General features: G+C 56.3%; 15 protein-coding genes. 13 read left to right on the forward strand and 2 right to left on the reverse strand.

From position 1 onward, the window contains the following. Positions 1-142 precede the first annotated feature (142 nt). Complete coding sequence (locus ACOTZD_RS18875) at positions 143-946, reverse strand: DeoR family transcriptional regulator (RefSeq protein WP_032607968.1); 804 nt, start codon at positions 944-946, stop codon at positions 143-145. A gap of 239 nt (positions 947-1185) precedes the next feature. Between ACOTZD_RS18875 and kbaZ the strand changes: the two genes are divergently transcribed. The 11 genes from kbaZ (at position 1186) to ACOTZD_RS18930 (ending at position 13280) form a co-directional block, all read left to right on the forward strand. Further along, positions 1186-2493 carry a tagatose-bisphosphate aldolase subunit KbaZ gene (kbaZ, locus tag ACOTZD_RS18880; RefSeq protein ID WP_174402140.1) on the forward strand — a complete coding sequence of 436 codons (1308 nt, stop codon included), beginning with the start codon at positions 1186-1188 and terminating at the stop codon, positions 2491-2493. A 19-nt stretch (positions 2494-2512) separates the two neighbouring features. Beyond that, positions 2513-2986 (forward strand): PTS N-acetylgalactosamine transporter subunit IIB, encoded by a 474-nt coding sequence (gene agaV, locus ACOTZD_RS18885; protein ID WP_003861728.1) that lies wholly within the window; start codon positions 2513-2515, stop codon positions 2984-2986. A gap of 10 nt (positions 2987-2996) precedes the next feature. Next, on the forward strand, positions 2997-3776 hold the full coding sequence (gene agaW / locus ACOTZD_RS18890) for a PTS N-acetylgalactosamine transporter subunit IIC (RefSeq protein WP_003861730.1): 780 nt from the start codon (positions 2997-2999) through the stop codon (positions 3774-3776). After that, positions 3766-4644 (forward strand): PTS N-acetylgalactosamine transporter subunit IID, encoded by an 879-nt coding sequence (gene agaE, locus ACOTZD_RS18895; protein WP_017693933.1) that lies wholly within the window; start codon positions 3766-3768, stop codon positions 4642-4644. The genes agaW and agaE overlap by 11 nt, the downstream gene beginning before the upstream one ends. A 17-nt stretch (positions 4645-4661) precedes the next feature. Further along, on the forward strand, positions 4662-5096 hold the full coding sequence (gene agaF, locus ACOTZD_RS18900) for a PTS galactosamine/N-acetylgalactosamine transporter subunit IIA (protein WP_003861734.1): 435 nt from the start codon (positions 4662-4664) through the stop codon (positions 5094-5096). Then, on the forward strand, positions 5093-6226 hold the full coding sequence (nagA, locus tag ACOTZD_RS18905) for an N-acetylglucosamine-6-phosphate deacetylase (RefSeq protein ID WP_045350328.1): 1134 nt from the start codon (positions 5093-5095) through the stop codon (positions 6224-6226). The genes agaF and nagA overlap by 4 nt, the downstream gene beginning before the upstream one ends. A 246-nt stretch (positions 6227-6472) precedes the next feature. After that, positions 6473-7615 (forward strand): SIS domain-containing protein, encoded by a 1143-nt coding sequence (locus tag ACOTZD_RS18910; protein WP_126297105.1) that lies wholly within the window; start codon positions 6473-6475, stop codon positions 7613-7615. 12 nt (positions 7616-7627) lie between these two features. Beyond that, complete coding sequence (gene kbaY, locus ACOTZD_RS18915; protein ID WP_047654234.1) at positions 7628-8500, forward strand: tagatose-bisphosphate aldolase subunit KbaY; 873 nt, start codon at positions 7628-7630, stop codon at positions 8498-8500. A gap of 117 nt (positions 8501-8617) precedes the next feature. Further along, the gene (gene malX, locus ACOTZD_RS18920) at positions 8618-10189 is read left to right on the forward strand and encodes a maltose/glucose-specific PTS transporter subunit IIBC (RefSeq protein ID WP_017693930.1); all 1572 of its coding nucleotides are present in this window, start codon (positions 8618-8620) and stop codon (positions 10187-10189) included. Between the two features lie 12 nt (positions 10190-10201). Then, on the forward strand, positions 10202-11374 hold the full coding sequence (locus ACOTZD_RS18925; protein WP_003861744.1) for a MalY/PatB family protein: 1173 nt from the start codon (positions 10202-10204) through the stop codon (positions 11372-11374). Between the two features lie 16 nt (positions 11375-11390). After that, positions 11391-13280: an enterotoxin gene (locus ACOTZD_RS18930; RefSeq protein WP_047719120.1), complete on the forward strand. Its 1890-nt coding sequence runs from the start codon at positions 11391-11393 to the stop codon at positions 13278-13280. A gap of 67 nt (positions 13281-13347) precedes the next feature. Here the strand turns inward: ACOTZD_RS18930 and rsmI are convergent, their stop codons facing one another. After that, positions 13348-14211, reverse strand: a complete 864-nt coding sequence (gene rsmI / locus ACOTZD_RS18935) for a 16S rRNA (cytidine(1402)-2'-O)-methyltransferase (RefSeq protein ID WP_045907594.1) — start codon at positions 14209-14211, stop codon at positions 13348-13350. A gap of 61 nt (positions 14212-14272) precedes the next feature. Here rsmI and ACOTZD_RS18940 point away from each other — a divergent pair, with 61 nt between their 5' ends. After that, positions 14273-16399, forward strand: coding sequence for a penicillin-binding protein activator (locus ACOTZD_RS18940; RefSeq protein ID WP_058663166.1), 2127 nt, complete (start codon positions 14273-14275; stop codon positions 16397-16399). Continuing rightward, positions 16357-16752 carry a YraN family protein gene (locus ACOTZD_RS18945; RefSeq protein WP_003861751.1) on the forward strand — a complete coding sequence of 132 codons (396 nt, stop codon included), beginning with the start codon at positions 16357-16359 and terminating at the stop codon, positions 16750-16752. The genes ACOTZD_RS18940 and ACOTZD_RS18945 overlap by 43 nt, the downstream gene beginning before the upstream one ends. The last annotated feature ends 20 nt before the right edge of the window (positions 16753-16772 follow it).

Raw genomic sequence — 16772 nt, forward strand, 5'->3', positions numbered from 1 at the left:
ACGCCTCAGCGATTTACAGCCGGACCGAGGCATCGCTGAAAGCCCTCAGTTATTCTGAGGCAACGTTATAGTTTTTGCTTTCAAATTACTGGGGAACCCTCTCCCCTATGGGGAGAGGGTTAGGGTGAGGGGAAAAGCCTCTTTAGACCAGCACCACATCGATCCCGCTTTTGCGTAACCCTTCCAGGCTTTCCGCCGGAATGCCTTCATCAACGATAATCATGTCGATTCGATGGGTATCAATAATTTTATGCAGGCTTGAACGATTAAACTTGCTGGAGTCCGTGACAACGATAATACGCTCCGCCACCTCGCACATTTTGCGGTTCAGACGGGCTTCATCCTCGTTATGCGTACTCACCCCCCGGTCGAGATCGATGGCATCGACGCCCAGAAACAGCAGGTCAAAATGGTAATTCTGTAAGGACTGCTCCGCCTGGTCGCCGTAGAAGGACTGTGACTGACGGCGCAAATGCCCGCCGGTCATCAGCAGCTCTACGCCTTCCGCTTCCAGCAGCGCGTTTGCAACGTTCATCCCGTTGGTCATGGCAATGACATCGGTGTGCTGGCGCAGCATGCGGGCAATTTCAAAGGTCGTGGTGCCGGAGTCCAGAATAATGCGGTGACCCGGCTTCACCAGTTCAACCGCCGCCTGCGCGATGCTGCGCTTCACTGCCGTATTAAGGGAACTTTTGTCCTCAACGGATGGCTCCACGCCGGGGGCATTGCCTTCGCAAATCAGCGCGCCGCCGTAAGCGCGAACGGCAATCCCCTGCTTTTCCAGAAAGGCCAGATCGTTACGGATCGTCACCGTCGACACGCCGAATAAAAGAGAAAGATCGTTAACCTGCACGCTTCCCTGCGCCCGCAACCGCTGAATGATCTGCTCTCGCCTTTCACTGGTGCCGGTGATGCGCTTCTCTGCGGACGAATCGGTGCTGCTCATACGAGCTCCTTAGTAAATAAACTTTCGTTTCATTTCGTTTTTCTTATTAACGCCTTTCTTTTGAGGGAATGCAAGCCCTGTATGGGAGGCGGACGCAAGCTTAATCGCCGCTGAAACCTTTCATTATGTTTCTTTTGTGAAACAGATCGGAAAACTATTATCTTTCGTTTTATTTTTACATCACCATAATGCAGTATCAAATGAAACAAAACGAAAGATGAATGCCAACACCATCCGAAATGGAGAGGAAAGTGAAACATCTGACAGAAATGGTGGAACAACATAAACGGGGGAATACAAACGGGATTTATGCCGTCTGTTCCGCACATCCACTGGTACTTGAAGCTGCAATACGTTACGCCCATTCACAACAGACGCCTCTGCTGATTGAAGCCACCTCAAACCAGGTGGATCAGTTTGGCGGCTATACCGGTATGACGCCCGCCGATTTTTATGGGTTTGTCTGCAAGCTGGCGGGATCCCTCGGTTTCCCCACCTCACAGCTGATCCTTGGCGGCGATCATTTAGGTCCAAACCGCTGGCAAAACCTGCCAGCTTTGCAGGCGATGGCGAACGCCGACGATCTGATCAGAAGCTACGTGGCGGCCGGATTTAAAAAAATTCACCTCGATTGCAGCATGTCCTGCGAAGACGACCCGGTTCCTTTAACCGATGCAATCGTTGCCGGGCGTGCCGCTCGGCTGGCTAAAATTGCCGAAACCACCTGTCTCGAGCAATTTGGCGTAGCCGATCTGGTCTACGTTATCGGCACGGAAGTTCCGGTTCCCGGTGGGGCACACGAGACGCTGACCGAGCTTGAGGTCACCACGCCAGAGGCGGCACGCGCCACGCTTGAGGCACACCGCCACGCATTCGAGAAGGAAGGGTTAAGCGACATCTGGCCGCGCATTATTGGCCTGGTCGTTCAGCCTAGCGTTGAGTTCGACCATGCGCACGTTTGTGACTATCAACCGCATAAAGCCGTCGCGCTGAGCAAGATGGTTGAAGCCTACGACACGCTGGTATTTGAAGCACACTCTACCGATTACCAGACGCCGCAGGCGCTGCGCCAGTTGGTGAAAGATCACTTCGCCATTCTGAAAGTCGGCCCTGCGCTAACCTTCGCGCTGCGCGAAGCGCTGTTCTCACTGGCAGCAATTGAAGAAGAGCTGCTGCCGGCAAAAGCCTGCTCAGGGCTGCGTCACGTCCTGGAAAACGTGATGCTCGATCGCCCGGAATACTGGCAAAGCCACTATCACGGCGACGGCAATGCCCGTCGCCTGGCCCGCGGTTACAGCTATTCCGACCGCGTGCGCTATTACTGGCCAGACAGCCAGATTGACGACGCCTTTGAGCGGCTGGTACGCAACCTGGCGGATGAACCGATCCCGCTGCCGCTGATCAGCCAGTATCTGCCGTTGCAGTACAGCAAAGTTCGCGATGGTGCTCTCAGCTCCACACCACGGGAACTCATCCTCGACCACATTCAGGACATACTCCATCAGTACCATGCCGCCTGCGAAGGCGTAACGACTCAACACGCATAATTAAAAAGAGGAAAACGCTATGCCAAACATTGTCTTATGCCGCATTGATGAACGCCTGATCCACGGTCAGGTGGGCGTACAGTGGGTGGGGTTTGCGGGGGCGAACCTGGTGCTGGTGGCAAATGACGAGGTTGCAGACGATCCGGTTCAGCAAAACCTGATGGAGATGGTGCTTGCGGAAGGCATCGCCGTGCGTTTCTGGTCTCTGCAAAAAGTGATCGACAACATTCATCGCGCCGCCGACCGGCAGAAAATTCTGCTGGTCTGTAAAACACCGGCTGATTTTTTAACGCTGGTCGAGGGCGGCGTGCCCATCACCCGTATTAACGTCGGAAATATGCATTACGCCAGTGGCAAACAGCAAATTGCCAAAACGGTATCTGTAGACGCGAACGATATCGCCGCGTTTAACGGCCTGAAGGCGGCCGGAGTGGAATGCTTCGTTCAGGGCGTTCCAACAGAGACTGCTTTGGATCTCTTTAAACTGCTCTGAGGGATTCACAATGGAAATCAGTCTGTTGCAGGCTTTCGCGCTGGGGCTTCTCGCCTTTATAGCGGGCCTGGATATGTTTAACGGCTTAACACACATGCACCGTCCAGTGGTGCTCGGGCCACTGGTTGGCCTGATTCTGGGCGATTTGCACACCGGAATTCTGACCGGCGGTACGTTAGAACTGGTCTGGATGGGACTCGCGCCGCTGGCGGGCGCGCAGCCGCCAAACGTGATTATCGGCACCATCGTTGGCACCACATTTGCCATTACTACAGGCGTGAAGCCGGATGTCGCCGTTGGGGTCGCCGTGCCGTTTGCCGTGGCGGTTCAGATGGGGATCACCTTCCTCTTCTCGGTGATGTCCGGCGTGATGTCCCGCTGCGATCGCATGGCGGCTAACGCAGACACCCGTGGTATTGAACGGGTCAACTATCTTGCACTGCTGGCGCTCGGCGTCTTCTACTTCCTGTGCGCATTTCTGCCCATCTACTTCGGCGCTGAACATGCGAAAACCGCCATTGACGTGCTGCCGGAACGTCTGATCGACGGTCTCGGCGTCGCGGGCGGCATCATGCCAGCGATCGGCTTCGCCGTGCTACTGAAGATCATGATGAAAAACGTTTACATCCCTTACTTCATTATCGGCTTTGTCGCCGCGGCCTGGCTGAAACTCCCGGTGCTGGCGATTGCCGCGGCTGCACTGGCGATGGCGCTGATCGACCTGCTGCGCAAATCGCCTGAACCCACGGCGCCTGCGGCCCAGAAAGAGGAATTTGAAGATGGCATCTAATCACACCACCCTGCCGGGCGTGTCTGAAAGTGAAGAGACACTGCTGACCGGCGTGAATGAAAACGTCTACGAAGATCAGAGTATTGGCGCTGAGCTAACGAAAAAGGATATTAACCGTGTCGCCTGGCGTTCCATGCTGCTACAGGCCTCGTTTAACTACGAGCGTATGCAGGCCTCCGGCTGGCTGTATGGGCTACTGCCCGCGCTGAAAAAGATCCACACCAATAAGCGGGACCTGGCGCGCGCCATGAAAGGCCATATGGGCTTCTTTAACACCCACCCGTTTCTGGTGACCTTCGTCATCGGCATTATTCTGGCAATGGAGCGTTCCAAGCAGGATGTGAACAGCATCCAGAGCACTAAAATTGCCGTTGGCGCACCGCTCGGTGGCATTGGTGACGCCATGTTCTGGCTGACCCTGCTGCCCATTTGCGGGGGGATTGGCGCCAGCCTGGCGCTACAGGGATCCATTCTTGGCGCCGTGGTCTTTATCGTTCTGTTTAACGTGGTGCATCTCGGCCTGCGTTTTGGTCTGGCGCACTATGCCTACCGAATGGGTGTCGCCGCGATCCCGCTGATCAAGGCCAACACCAAAAAGGTTGGTCATGCTGCGTCCATTGTCGGAATGACAGTGATTGGCGCGCTGGTGGCAACCTATGTGCGCCTGAATACCACACTCGAGATTAAAGCCGGGGATGCGGTCGTCAAACTGCAAACCGATGTGATCGACAAACTGATGCCCGCCTTTCTGCCGCTGGTCTACACCCTGACCATGTTCTGGCTGGTACGCCGTGGCTGGAGCCCACTGCGCCTGATTGGTATCACCGTGGTGCTGGGCGTTGTCGGTAAATTCTGTCACTTCCTGTAAAAAGCAAAGAGGTTGCGATGTTAGGCATTATTTTGACGGGTCACGGCGGTTTTGCCAGCGGGCTGCAACAGGCAATGAAGCAAATCCTCGGCGAACAGCCGCAGTTTATCGCCATCGATTTTCCGGAAAGCTCCACCACTGCGCGGCTGACCGCGCAGCTTGAGCAGGCAGTGAATGAACTGGATGCAGAGCACGATATCGTGTTTCTCACCGATCTTCTCGGCGGTACGCCGTTTCGTGTGGCCTCTACTCTCGCGATGCAGCGCCCCGGCAGCGAAGTGATCACCGGCACCAATCTCCAGCTTTTGCTGGAGATGGTTCTGGAGCGCGACGGATTAAGCAGTGAAGCCTTTCGTTTGCAGGCGCTGGAGTGCGGCCATCGCGGCCTGACCAGCCTGGTGGATGAACTTGCACGCTGTCGCGAGGAAGCGCCCGCCGAGGAAGGGATATGAGCCAGCTGCTGCGCGCGCGTCGTCTGCTTACCGGGCAAGGCTGGCTGGATGACCATCAGCTGCGTATGGATAGAGGCGTCATCACCGCCATCGAGCCGATTCCGGCAGGGGTTAACACCCGCGAGGCAGACCTGCTTTGCCCGGCATACATTGATATCCACGTCCACGGCGGCGCGGGTGTGGATGTGATGGATGATGCCCCCGACGTGCTGGACCGGTTAGCCATACATAAAGCGCGTGAAGGCGTAGGGGCGTTTCTGCCTACCACCGTCACCGCTTCGCTGGAGGCGATCCATGGCGCGTTACGGCGCATTGCCCGGCGCTGTCATGCCGGTGGCCCCGGCGCGCAGCTCCTGGGCAGCTATCTGGAAGGCCCGTACTTTACACCGCAGAACAAAGGGGCGCACCCGCCAGAACTGTTTCGCGAGCTGGATCTCGCGGAACTTGATGAGCTGATTGCGGTTTCGCAGAACACGCTGCGGGTGGTGGCGCTTGCTCCGGAAAAAGTGGATGCCCTGAAGGCGATCCATCACCTCAAGCAAAAAGGGATACGCGTCATGCTGGGCCACAGCGCCGCTACATACGCGCAAACCCTGGCCGCATTTGATGCAGGCGCAGACGGGCTGGTGCACTGCTACAACGGCATGACGGGATTACACCACCGGGAGCCGGGCATGGTTGGCGCCGGGCTTACGGACCCACGCGCGTGGCTGGAGCTTATTGCCGACGGGCATCACGTTCATCCTGGAGCCATGCGGCTATGTTGTTGCTGCGCGAAGGATCGTACGGTGCTGATTACCGATGCCATGCAGGCGGCGGGTATGCCTGATGGGCGCTATACGTTGTGTGGTGAAAATGTCGAGATGCAGGGCGGCGTTGTTCGCACGGCCTCGGGCGGGCTGGCGGGCAGCACGCTCGCGCTGGATGCCGCCGTGCGAAATATGGTGGAGCATACGGGGGTCGCCCCAGAAAACGCTATCCATATGGCCTCGCTGCATCCCGCCCGTCTGCTCGGTATGGATCACCTGCTGGGATCGTTAGCACCAGGCAAACGCGCCAATATTATTGCGCTCGATGCGGGTTTACACCTCCGGCAGATCTGGATCCAGGGTCAGGCTCTTTCCCTGTAGCCCCTTCACAGTGTGCTCTGTTGGCCTTACGGAAGACGATCGTAAGGCCTTTCTTTTCCTTTCCTTGATCTTCGCCTTTCCTTTCGCGATCACACTTTTCGTTTTATTTCTTTTTTGCCATTGAACTTTCGATTTCTTTTCTATAGATTTTCTTTAACTGCTAAAGTGAACAAGTGAAACGAAACGAAAGATAGCGACACATTTGCCAGCGTCTGATGTGGAATTCACACGACTAAGGACTGAGTTATGCCACAAACCACTACCACCACCGGCACCTGGACCGAAAAAGAGATCCGCCAGCAGCCAGCCAGCTGGCTTCGCTCGCTCAACAATATTGATAATCTGCGCGCGTCGATCGACAGTTTTCTGACGCCACTGTTGCGCAAGCCCGATCTGCGGATCGTTCTGACCGGCGCGGGTACGTCTGCTTTTATCGGCGACATCATTGCGCCATGGCTTGCCAGCCACACGAGAAAAAATATCACCGCGATACCTACGACCGATCTGGTCACCAACCCGATGGATTACTTCAGCCCTGCGCACCCGCTGCTGCTGGTCTCTTTCGCCCGTTCTGGCAATAGCCCGGAGAGCGTCGCTGCCGTTGAGCTGGCGAATCAGTTTGTTCCGGAGTGCTACCACCTGTCGATCACCTGTAATGAAGCGGGCAGCCTGTATCAGAATGCCGTCGACAGCGATAACGCCTGCGCTCTGCTCATGCCAGCCGAAACGCACGATCGCGGGTTCGCGATGACAAGCAGCATCACCACCATGATGGCGAGCTGCCTGGCGGTATTCGCACCGGAAACGATCAACAGCAAAACGTTCCGCGACGTGTCCGATCGCTGTCAGGCGATCCTCACGTCGCTTGGCGATTTCAGCCCCGGCGTCTTTGGTAACGAACCGTGGAAACGCATTGTTTATCTGGGCAGCGGTGGATTACAGGGCGCCGCACGGGAGTCAGCGTTGAAGGTGCTGGAGCTGACCGCCGGCAAGCTGGCGGCATTCTACGATTCGCCAACGGGTTTCCGTCACGGGCCTAAGTCGCTGGTGGACAACGAAACGCTGGTCGTCGTGTTTGTCTCCAGCCATCCGTACACGCGTCAGTACGATCTGGATCTGCTCGCCGAGCTGCGACGCGATCGTCAGGCTATGCGCGTGGTAGCCATTGCAGCCGAAACGGATCCGGTCATTGAAGCTGGCCCGCATATCCTGCTGCCGCCTTCCCGTGTATTTAACGATATGGAGCAGGCGTTCTGCTTCCTGATGTACGCCCAGGTCTTCGCACTGACCCAGTCTCTGCACGTTGGCAATACGCCGGATACGCCATCCGCCAGCGGTACGGTTAACCGTGTGGTCCAGGGCGTCGTTATTCATCCGTGGCAGGCTTAAGAGGACAGGCTCATGAGTATTATTTCTACCAAATATCTTTTACAGGACGCACAGGCGAAGGGCTTTGCCGTTCCGGCCTTTAACATCCATAACGCCGAGACGATCCAGGCGATCCTCGAAGTCTGTAGCGAAATGCGATCGCCGGTGATCCTCGCGGGTACGCCGGGGACGTTTAAACATATTGCGCTGGAAGAGATTTACGCCTTGTGCAGCGCGTATTCCCTTACTTATGACATGCCGCTGGCGCTACACCTCGATCACCACGAATCGCTGGACGACATTCGCCGCAAAGTCCATGCCGGCGTACGTAGCGCAATGATCGACGGTAGCCATTACCCCTTCGAACAAAACGTCAAGCTGGTGAAATCGGTCGTCGATTTCTGCCACCTCAACGACTGTAGCGTCGAGGCCGAACTGGGCCGACTGGGTGGGGTGGAAGATGACATGAGCGTCGACGCCGAAAGCGCGTTCCTGACCGACCCGCAGGAAGCAAAACGCTTTGTCGAACTGACAGGCGTGGACAGCCTCGCCGTCGCCATCGGTACCGCGCACGGTCTCTATACCAAACGCCCAAAAATCGACTTCCAGCGGCTGGCCGAGATCCGCGAGGTAGTGACAGTGCCGCTGGTGCTGCATGGTGCAAGCGATGTGCCGGATGAGGATGTGCGCCGCACCATTGAGCTGGGCGTCTGCAAAGTTAACGTCGCAACAGAGCTGAAAATCGCCTTCTCTGACGCAGTCAAAGCCTGGTTTGCCGAGAACCCACAGGGCAACGATCCGCGCTTCTACATGCGCGTCGGCATGGATGCCATGAAAGAGGTGGTCAGAAGCAAAATCACCGTTTGCGGCTCGGCGAACCGGCTGCTGCTTCCGGCTGAAGCCTGAACCCATCGCGCATAACGCTAGTACCTAAAAAAATAACTATAAGCCTCGCAAATATGAAGGCGCGTCCTTAAGCCGGACAGCGCCTTCCATTATCCTAAAAATCCGAGGAGTCCCTACATGACACAGGAAAAGTCGTTTAAATCGAAAGCGTGGGAGTTTTTCCAGAGCCTGGGAAAGACGTTTATGTTCCCAGTCTCGCTGTTGGCCTTTATGGGGTTGTTGTTAGGTATCGGTAGTTCTGTCACCAGCCCTTCCACCATCAAAAGTTTTCCCTTTCTGGGCGGCGAGTTAACGCAGCTCACCTTTGGTTTTATCGCCATGGTCGGCGGCTTTGCTTTTACCTATCTGCCGCTGATGTTTGCCATGGCGATCCCGATGGGCCTTGCCAGACGTAATAAAGCGGTGGGCGCTTTTGCCGGATTCGTTGGCTACATGCTGATGAACATGAGCATCAACTACTACCTGACCGCCACCCACCAGCTTGCGGATGCCGCCACCATGAGACAGGTGGGACAATCCATCGTGCTTGGTATTCAAACGCTGGAGATGGGCGTGCTCGGCGGCATTGTGGTAGGGGTGATCACCTACTTCCTGCACGAACGCTTCCAGGACACGGTGCTGCACGACGCGTTTGCCTTCTTTAGCGGCATTCGTTTTGTACCGATTGTTACCGCCCTCACCCTGTCGCTGGTCGGCTTGTTCATCCCCCTGCTGTGGGAATATGTGGCAATGGGCATTGCCGGGATTGGTCATATCATCCAGAGCACCAGCGTCTTTGGGCCGTTCCTGTATGGCGTGGGCGTACTGCTGCTCAAACCTTTTGGCCTGCACCACATCCTGCTGGCGATGGTGCGCTTCACCCCGGCGGGCGGCATTGAGATGGTTAACGGCCAGGAAGTGGCCGGTGCGCTGAACATTTTCTACGCCGAGCTGAAAGCTGGCCTGCCGTTTAGCCCGCACGTTACGGCATTTTTATCGCAAGGGTTTATGCCGACCTTTATCTTCGGCCTGCCTGCCGTGGCTTACGCTATCTACCGCACCGCGCGCCCGGAAAACCGTCCGGTGATTAAAGGGCTGCTGCTTTCTGGCGTGCTGGTTTCAGTTGTCACGGGTATTTCAGAGCCGATTGAGTTCCTGTTCCTGTTTATTGCCCCTGTGCTTTACGCGTTTCATATCGTTATGTCTGGCCTGGCGCTGATGGTGATGGCGCTGCTCGGCGTCACCATCGGCAACACCGACGGCGGCATTCTGGATCTGCTGATCTTCGGCGTCATGCAGGGGATGTCGACCAAATGGTATCTGCTGTTCCCGGTGGGTATTGCCTGGTTTGCTATCTACTTCTTCGTCTTCCGCTGGTACATCCTCAGGCACGATATTAAAACGCCGGGCCGTGAGGTTGACGCGCAGGGTGCGCTCCAGGCGGTGGAAGCCAATACCCGGGCACGTGGAAAATCAAAATACGATCATGGGCTTATTCTTCGCGCGCTTGGCGGTAAAGAGAATATTGAGTCGCTCGACAACTGCATCACCCGCTTACGTCTGGTGGTGAAAGATATGGGGCTTATCGACCAGCAGGCGCTGAAGGCCGCGGGCGCCTTGTCAGTCGTGGTGCTTGATGCCCACAGCGTTCAGGTGATCATCGGCCCGCAGGTGCAGAGCGTCAAATCCGGCATTGAAGCCTTAATTTAACAGGGGGACGTTGTGTTTGATTTCGACAGAATCATTGAGCGTAAAAGCGATAAATGCCGTAAATGGGATCATGCGTTTGTGTGCTCGCGTTTCGGTGATGTCCCGGAGGGATTTATCCCGCTGTGGATAGCAGACATGGATTTCACCTCGCCACCCGCCGTGATTGAAGGCTTCCAGCGCATCGTGGAGCATGGCACCTTCGGTTACACCTGGTGCTTCGACGAATTCTACGATGCGGTCATCGCCTTCCAGCGCACCCGTCATCAGGTTGAGGTGCATAAGTCATGGATCACCCTGACCTACGGCACCGTTTCCACGCTGCACTATACGGTTCAGGCGTTCTGCAAACCCGGCGACTGCGTGATGATGAACACCCCGGTGTATGACCCGTTTGCGATGGCGACACAGCGACAGGGCGTGCGGGTGCTTGCAAATCCGCTGAGCGTGAAGGAAAACCGCTATCACCTGGATTTTAATCTGATTGAAGTTCAGCTCAAAACTCACCGTCCAAAACTGTGGTTCTTCTGCTCGCCGCATAACCCTTCAGGCCGAATCTGGCGCGCGGATGAGATACGCCAGGTGTCCGATCTCTGTAAGCGCTACGGCACGATTCTGGTGGTTGATGAGGTTCACGCCGAGCACATTCTGGACGGTACATTCGTCAGCTGTCTGACTTCGGGCTGTGCCGCCCAGGACAACCTGATTGTGCTGACCTCCCCCAATAAAGCGTTCAACCTTGGCGGGCTAAAAACATCCTACTCGATAATTCCAGACGATTCGCTGCGCCAGCGTTTCCGCCAGCAGCTGGAGAAGAACTCCATTACCTCGCCCAATATCTTCGGCGTGTGGGGAATTATTCTGGCCTATCAGCAGGCTCTGCCATGGCTCGACGCGCTGAATGGTTATCTGCGCGGCAATGCCCGCTACCTTGCGGATGCCATCCAGACCCACTTCCCTGCATGGAAGATGATGAACCCGGAGTCGTCGTATCTCGCCTGGATAGACGTCAGTGCGGACGATCGCAGTGCGACGGCGCTAACTCAACATTTCGCAAAACAGGCTGGCGTGGTCATTGAAGATGGCAGCCACTACGTACAAAACGGCGAAAACTACCTGCGTATTAACTTCGGCACCCAGCGCTACTGGCTGGAACAGTCCATCAACCGAATGCTGAAGCATTACTGATAAGGATCTTACCCCGATGAAAAAAATGCTCACTCTCTCGCTGCTGACTCTCTGTGTTTCTCATGGTGCGGCAGCAGCAAACTACGCGCTCAGTAACGACAATATTGCCCTTTCGTTTGATGATGCAAACGCAACGGTAGTGGTAACGGACAGCAAAGCTAACCATCCGCTCACGCCCCAGGAGTTGTTCTTTCTGACGCTACCGGATGAAACAAAAATCCACACCGCTGATTTCAAAATCAAGCACGTCGAAAAGCAGGACAATGCGATAGTCATCGACTTTACGCATCCGGATTTTAACGTAACGGTGAAACTGAACCTGGTGAAGGGAAAATACGCCAGCATCGGCTACACCATCGCCGCCGTCGGGCAGCCGCGGGACGTAGCGAAAATTACCTTCTTCCCGACGAAGAAGCAGTCTCAGGCACCTTACGTTGACGGGGCGATTAACAGCTCGCCAATCGTGGCCGACTCGTTCTTCATCCTGCCAGACAAACCGATTGTGAATACTTACGCTTATGAAGCCACCACGAACCTCAACGTGGAGCTGAAAACGCCAATTCTGCCTGAGACACCGGTTAGTTTTACCACCTGGTTCGGCACTTTCCCGGAAACTAATCAGCTGCGCCGCAGCGTAAACCAGTTTATCGATGCCGTGCGTCCGCGGCCTTATAAGCCTTACCTGCACTACAACAGCTGGATGGACATCGGCTTCTTTACCCCTTACTCCGAGCAGGATGTCATTGGGCGGATGGACGAATGGAATAAAGAATTTATTGCCGGACGCGGGGTGGCGCTGGACGCGTTCCTGCTGGACGATGGCTGGGACGATCGCACCGGACGCTGGCTGTTTGGCCCGGCATTCAGCAACGGTTTTGGCAAAGTCAGGGAAAAAGCCGACAGCCTGCATAGCTCGGTTGGGCTGTGGCTTTCACCGTGGGGCGGTTACAACAAGCCGCGCGATATTCGCGTCTCGCATGCAAAAGAGTATGGTTTCGAAACCGTAGACGGCAAGCTGGCGCTGTCGGGGCCGAACTACTTTAAAAACTTTAACGATCAGATCATTAAGCTGATCAAAAACGAGCACATTACCTCGTTCAAGCTCGACGGAATGGGTAACGCCAATTCGCATATCAAGGGCAGCCCATTTGCATCGGATTTTGACGCGTCCATTGCCCTGCTGCACAACATGCGCAGCGCAAATCCGAACCTGTTTATCAACCTGACCACCGGCACCGACGCCAGCCCGTCCTGGCTGTTCTATGCTGATTCAATCTGGCGTCAGGGCGATGATATCAACCTGTACGGCCCCGGCACGCCAGTGCAGCAGTGGATGACCTACCGCGATGCCGAAACCTGGCGATCCATCGTGCGTAAAGGTCCGCTGTTCCCGCTTAACTCACTGATGTACCACGGGATCGTCAGCGCAGAGAACGCTTACTATGGACTCGAGAAAGTGCAAACAGACAGCGATTTTGCCGATCAGGTCTGGAGCTACTTCGCAACCGGAACTCAGCTTCAGGAGCTGTACATCACGCCGTCCATGCTGAATAAGGCGAAGTGGGATACCCTGGCGCAGGCGGCGAAATGGTCGCGTGAGAATGCCAGCGTGCTGGTGGATACTCACTGGATTGGCGGAGACCCAACTTCGCTTGAGGTTTACGGCTGGGCCTCATGGAGTAAAGACAAAGCGATTTTTGGCTTACGCAACCCATCGGATAAGCCGCAACGTTACTTCCTGGATTTAACCAAAGATTTTGAGATCCCGGCAGGAGAGCGTTCCCAGTTTACCCTGAAAGCCGTGTACGGCAGTAATTCGACCGTACCAGAGGAGTATAAAAACGCTGTGGTGATTACGCTGCAACCGCTGGAAACGCTGGTGTTTGAGGCGATGCCGGAGAAATAGTGAGGCTTTGACACGGTGTAGGCCGGGTAAGGCGAAGCCGCCACCCGGCAAAACAGGCGGCAGGGGCTTACTCCCCCTGCTGCTCCAGCGCATATTTATACAGCGCATTTTTCTTCACGCCGTGGATCTCCGCCGCCAGCGCCGCCGCTTTTTTCAGGGGGAGTTCAGCCTGTAGCAGGACCAGCGTACGCAGCGCATCGGCAGGCAGGGCGTCTTCCTGCGCTTTGTGGCCTTCAACAATCAGCACCATTTCGCCCTTGCGGCGGTTTTCATCCTCTTTCACCCACGCCAGCAGTTCGCCAACCGGCGCACCGTGAATGGTTTCCCACGTTTTGGTCAGCTCGCGCGCCAGCACCACATAGCGGGCTTCACCCCAGACGGTCACCATATCTTCCAGGCTTTCCAGCAGACGGTGGGTTGATTCGTAGAAGATCAACGTACGCGGTTCAGCTTCCAGATCCTTTAACACATCGCGACGGCCTTTGGATTTAGCTGGCAGGAAACCTTCGTAGCAGAAACGATCGGACGGCAGACCCGCAGCGCTTAACGCCGCAATCGCCGCGCACGGCCCCGGCAGCGGCACAACGCGGATGCCAGCTTCCCGGCAGGTGCGTACCAGATGGTAGCCCGGATCGTTGATCAGCGGCGTTCCCGCATCGGAGACCAGCGCGATGTTCTGCCCTTCTTTAAGCTTCGCCACCAGCGTTTCGGCTTTTTGTTGCTCATTGTGATCGTGCAGGGCAAACAAACGGGCGTTGATGGCAAAGTGTTGTAGCAGTAAACCGGTATGACGGGTGTCTTCAGCCGCAATTAAATCAACAGCTTGCAATACGGTGAGCGCACGTTGGGTAATATCAGACAAATTCCCGATAGGAGTAGGTACAATATAAAGCTGGCCTTGAGAATTATCTGCCGTTTCGTGTTGTTTCATTGTTTCGTCCGTATTGCCGATTTAATATTGAGCATTGCGTAAAAAAATCACTGGATACAGTATGGTACCGTTAACGTTTCTTCGAAAAAAAGCCGCGCACAGCGTGCCCCTCCTGCTGGCAGCCCTGATCTTTACCGGCTGCGGCACCCAGGCACCTGACCAGAGCACTGCTCATATGCAGGGATCCGCTCAGGCTGATTCTGGCTTTTATCTGCAACAGATGTCGCAGAGTACAAATGATACCAGGATCAACTGGCAATTACTCGCCATTCGTGCACTGCTGAAAGAAGGGAAAACCCAGCAGGCCGCCGAGCTGTTCAGCCAGCTGCCGCAGGATCTTAACGACACTCAGCGTCATGAGCAGACGCTGCTGTCAGCAGAACTGAAGGTCGCGCAAAAAGATTACGACGGCGCGAAGAAGATCCTCGGCACCATCGATCTCAGCACGCTGGATAAAAACCAGCAGGCCCGTTTCTGGCAGGCCGGTATCACCGCTGAGCAGGGCCGCCCTTCCCTGACGCTACTCCGCGCGCTGATTGCCCAGGAGCCTCTGCTCGCGGGTGCAGACAAGCAAAAAAATATTGACGCAACCTGGCAGGCGCTCGCCTCCATGACCCAGGATCAGGCCAAAGCGCTGGTAATCAACGCCGATGAAAATGTTCTGCAAGGCTGGCTGGATCTGCAACAGATGTGGTTCAACAACCGCAGCGATCCGAACATGCTGAAAGCTGGCATTACCGACTGGCAAAAGCGTTACCCGCAAAACCCGGGAGCGAAAATGCTGCCAACGCAGCTGGTGAACGTGCAAAACTTTAAGCCCGCCTCCACCAGCAAAATCGCCCTACTGCTGCCGTTAAACGGTCAGGCAGCGGTGTTTGGTCGCGCCATTCAGCAAGGTTTCGAAGCCGCGAAAAACGGCACTACCGCCGTCAGCGGTAGCGCGGTTCCGACCCAGGCAGCACAGGCGGCGAATGTGAATGACGTTGTCAGCCCGTCCGCCGCCGAAACCAGCGACCTGACCCCTGCGCAGGGCACCATGCAGAATCCGGTTACCGCCCCAACGACGCAGCCCGCTCCCCCTGCGCCTGCGGCAACACAGGCCCCGGATGAAACACCGGCGCCCGCGACGGCAGAACAACCTCAGCCGCAAACCGCGCAGCCGGAACAGCAGCCAGCAACCCAGCCGCAGGCTGTGGCCACCACCAGCGCTAACCCTGGTGCAGAGTTGAAAATCTACGACACCAGCGCCCAGCCGCTTGACCAGGTGCTGGCGCAGGTTCAGAAGGACGGGGCCAGCATCGTTGTCGGTCCGCTGTTGAAAAACAACGTGGAAGCGCTGATGAAGAGCAACACCACGCTGAACGTGCTGGCGCTTAACCAGCCTGAGCAGGTTCAGAACCGCGCCAATATCTGTTACTTCGCCCTCTCTCCGGAGGATGAAGCCCGCGATGCGGCCCGTCATATTCACGAGCAGGGCAAGCAGGCGCCGCTGCTGTTGATCCCACGCAGCACGCTGGGCGATCGCGTTGCCAACGCGTTTGCGCAAGAGTGGCAGACCCTTGGCGGTGGCGTGGTGTTGCAGCAGAAATTTGGCTCAGCTGCCGAACTGAGAGCGGGCGTGAACGGCGGGGCAGGTATTGCCCTCAACGGTAGCCCGGTATCCGCCAGCCTTCCGCAGCAGCAGAGCGTCACCATCGGCGGTCTGACGATCCCGGCGCCCCCTACCGACGCGCAAATCAGCGGCGGCGGTAAAGTGGATTCGGCGTACATCGTCGCTACGCCGGAAGAGATCGCCTTTATCAAACCGATGATCGCCATGCGTAACGGCAGCCAGAGCGGTGCAACGCTCTACGCCAGCTCACGCAGCGCACAGGGTACCGCAGGCCCGGATTTCCGTCTGGAAATGGAAGGACTGCAATACAGCGAGATCCCGATGCTTGCAGGCAGCAACCCGCAGTTGATGCAGCAGGCGCTGGGCGCGGTGCGCAATGACTATTCCCTGGCGCGTCTGTACGCGATGGGCGTCGATGCCTGGGCGCTGGCAAACCACTTCACCCAGATGCGCCAGGTACCGGGCTTCGAGCTTAACGGGAATACCGGCGATCTGACCGCCGATCAGGATTGTGTGATTAACAGGAAGTTATCATGGCTCAAATACCAGCAGGGGCAGATTGTCCCGGCCAGTTAAGCCGTAAACAGACCGGCGACGCGTGGGAGTTAAAGGCGCGTCGCTGGCTTGAAGGCAAAGGACTGCGCTTTGTCGCCGCCAACGTTCGCGGGCGCGGCGGCGAGATTGACCTGATCATGAAAGACGGTCAGACCATCGTGTTTGTTGAAGTTCGCTACCGACAGTCGTCCCGTTTTGGCGGTGCTGCCGCCAGCGTGACGCTCGCCAAACAACAAAAATTATTACAGACTGCCCACTTGTGGCTTGCCCGCCATAATGGGAGTTTTGATACTGTGGATTGCCGTTTCGATGTGGTAGCCTTCACCGGAAATGCGATCGACTGGCTTAAAAACGCGTTTGGCGAAGACGCATAAATAAGATTTTAAAGGGATAC

The sequence above is a fragment of the Enterobacter cloacae complex sp. SHL022 genome, from assembly GCF_049237785.1.
In the GTDB taxonomy this organism is placed as follows: domain Bacteria; phylum Pseudomonadota; class Gammaproteobacteria; order Enterobacterales; family Enterobacteriaceae; genus Enterobacter; species Enterobacter hormaechei_C.

Excerpts from the sequence above, each read along its gene's own strand:
- rsmI (WP_045907594.1), bottom strand. The coding sequence starts at position 14,211 with ATGAAACAACACGAAACGGCAGATAATTCTCAAGGCCAGCTTTATATT.
- ACOTZD_RS18940 (WP_058663166.1), top strand. The coding sequence starts at position 14,273 with ATGGTACCGTTAACGTTTCTTCGAAAAAAAGCCGCGCACAGCGTGCCC.
- agaW (WP_003861730.1), top strand. The coding sequence starts at position 2,997 with ATGGAAATCAGTCTGTTGCAGGCTTTCGCGCTGGGGCTTCTCGCCTTT.
- nagA (WP_045350328.1), top strand. The coding sequence starts at position 5,093 with ATGAGCCAGCTGCTGCGCGCGCGTCGTCTGCTTACCGGGCAAGGCTGG.
- agaF (WP_003861734.1), top strand. The coding sequence starts at position 4,662 with ATGTTAGGCATTATTTTGACGGGTCACGGCGGTTTTGCCAGCGGGCTG.
- ACOTZD_RS18930 (WP_047719120.1), top strand. The coding sequence starts at position 11,391 with ATGAAAAAAATGCTCACTCTCTCGCTGCTGACTCTCTGTGTTTCTCAT.
- malX (WP_017693930.1), top strand. The coding sequence starts at position 8,618 with ATGACACAGGAAAAGTCGTTTAAATCGAAAGCGTGGGAGTTTTTCCAG.
- kbaY (WP_047654234.1), top strand. The coding sequence starts at position 7,628 with ATGAGTATTATTTCTACCAAATATCTTTTACAGGACGCACAGGCGAAG.
- agaE (WP_017693933.1), top strand. The coding sequence starts at position 3,766 with ATGGCATCTAATCACACCACCCTGCCGGGCGTGTCTGAAAGTGAAGAG.
- ACOTZD_RS18875 (WP_032607968.1), bottom strand. The coding sequence starts at position 946 with ATGAGCAGCACCGATTCGTCCGCAGAGAAGCGCATCACCGGCACCAGT.
- agaV (WP_003861728.1), top strand. The coding sequence starts at position 2,513 with ATGCCAAACATTGTCTTATGCCGCATTGATGAACGCCTGATCCACGGT.
- kbaZ (WP_174402140.1), top strand. The coding sequence starts at position 1,186 with ATGGAGAGGAAAGTGAAACATCTGACAGAAATGGTGGAACAACATAAA.
- ACOTZD_RS18945 (WP_003861751.1), top strand. The coding sequence starts at position 16,357 with ATGGCTCAAATACCAGCAGGGGCAGATTGTCCCGGCCAGTTAAGCCGT.
- ACOTZD_RS18910 (WP_126297105.1), top strand. The coding sequence starts at position 6,473 with ATGCCACAAACCACTACCACCACCGGCACCTGGACCGAAAAAGAGATC.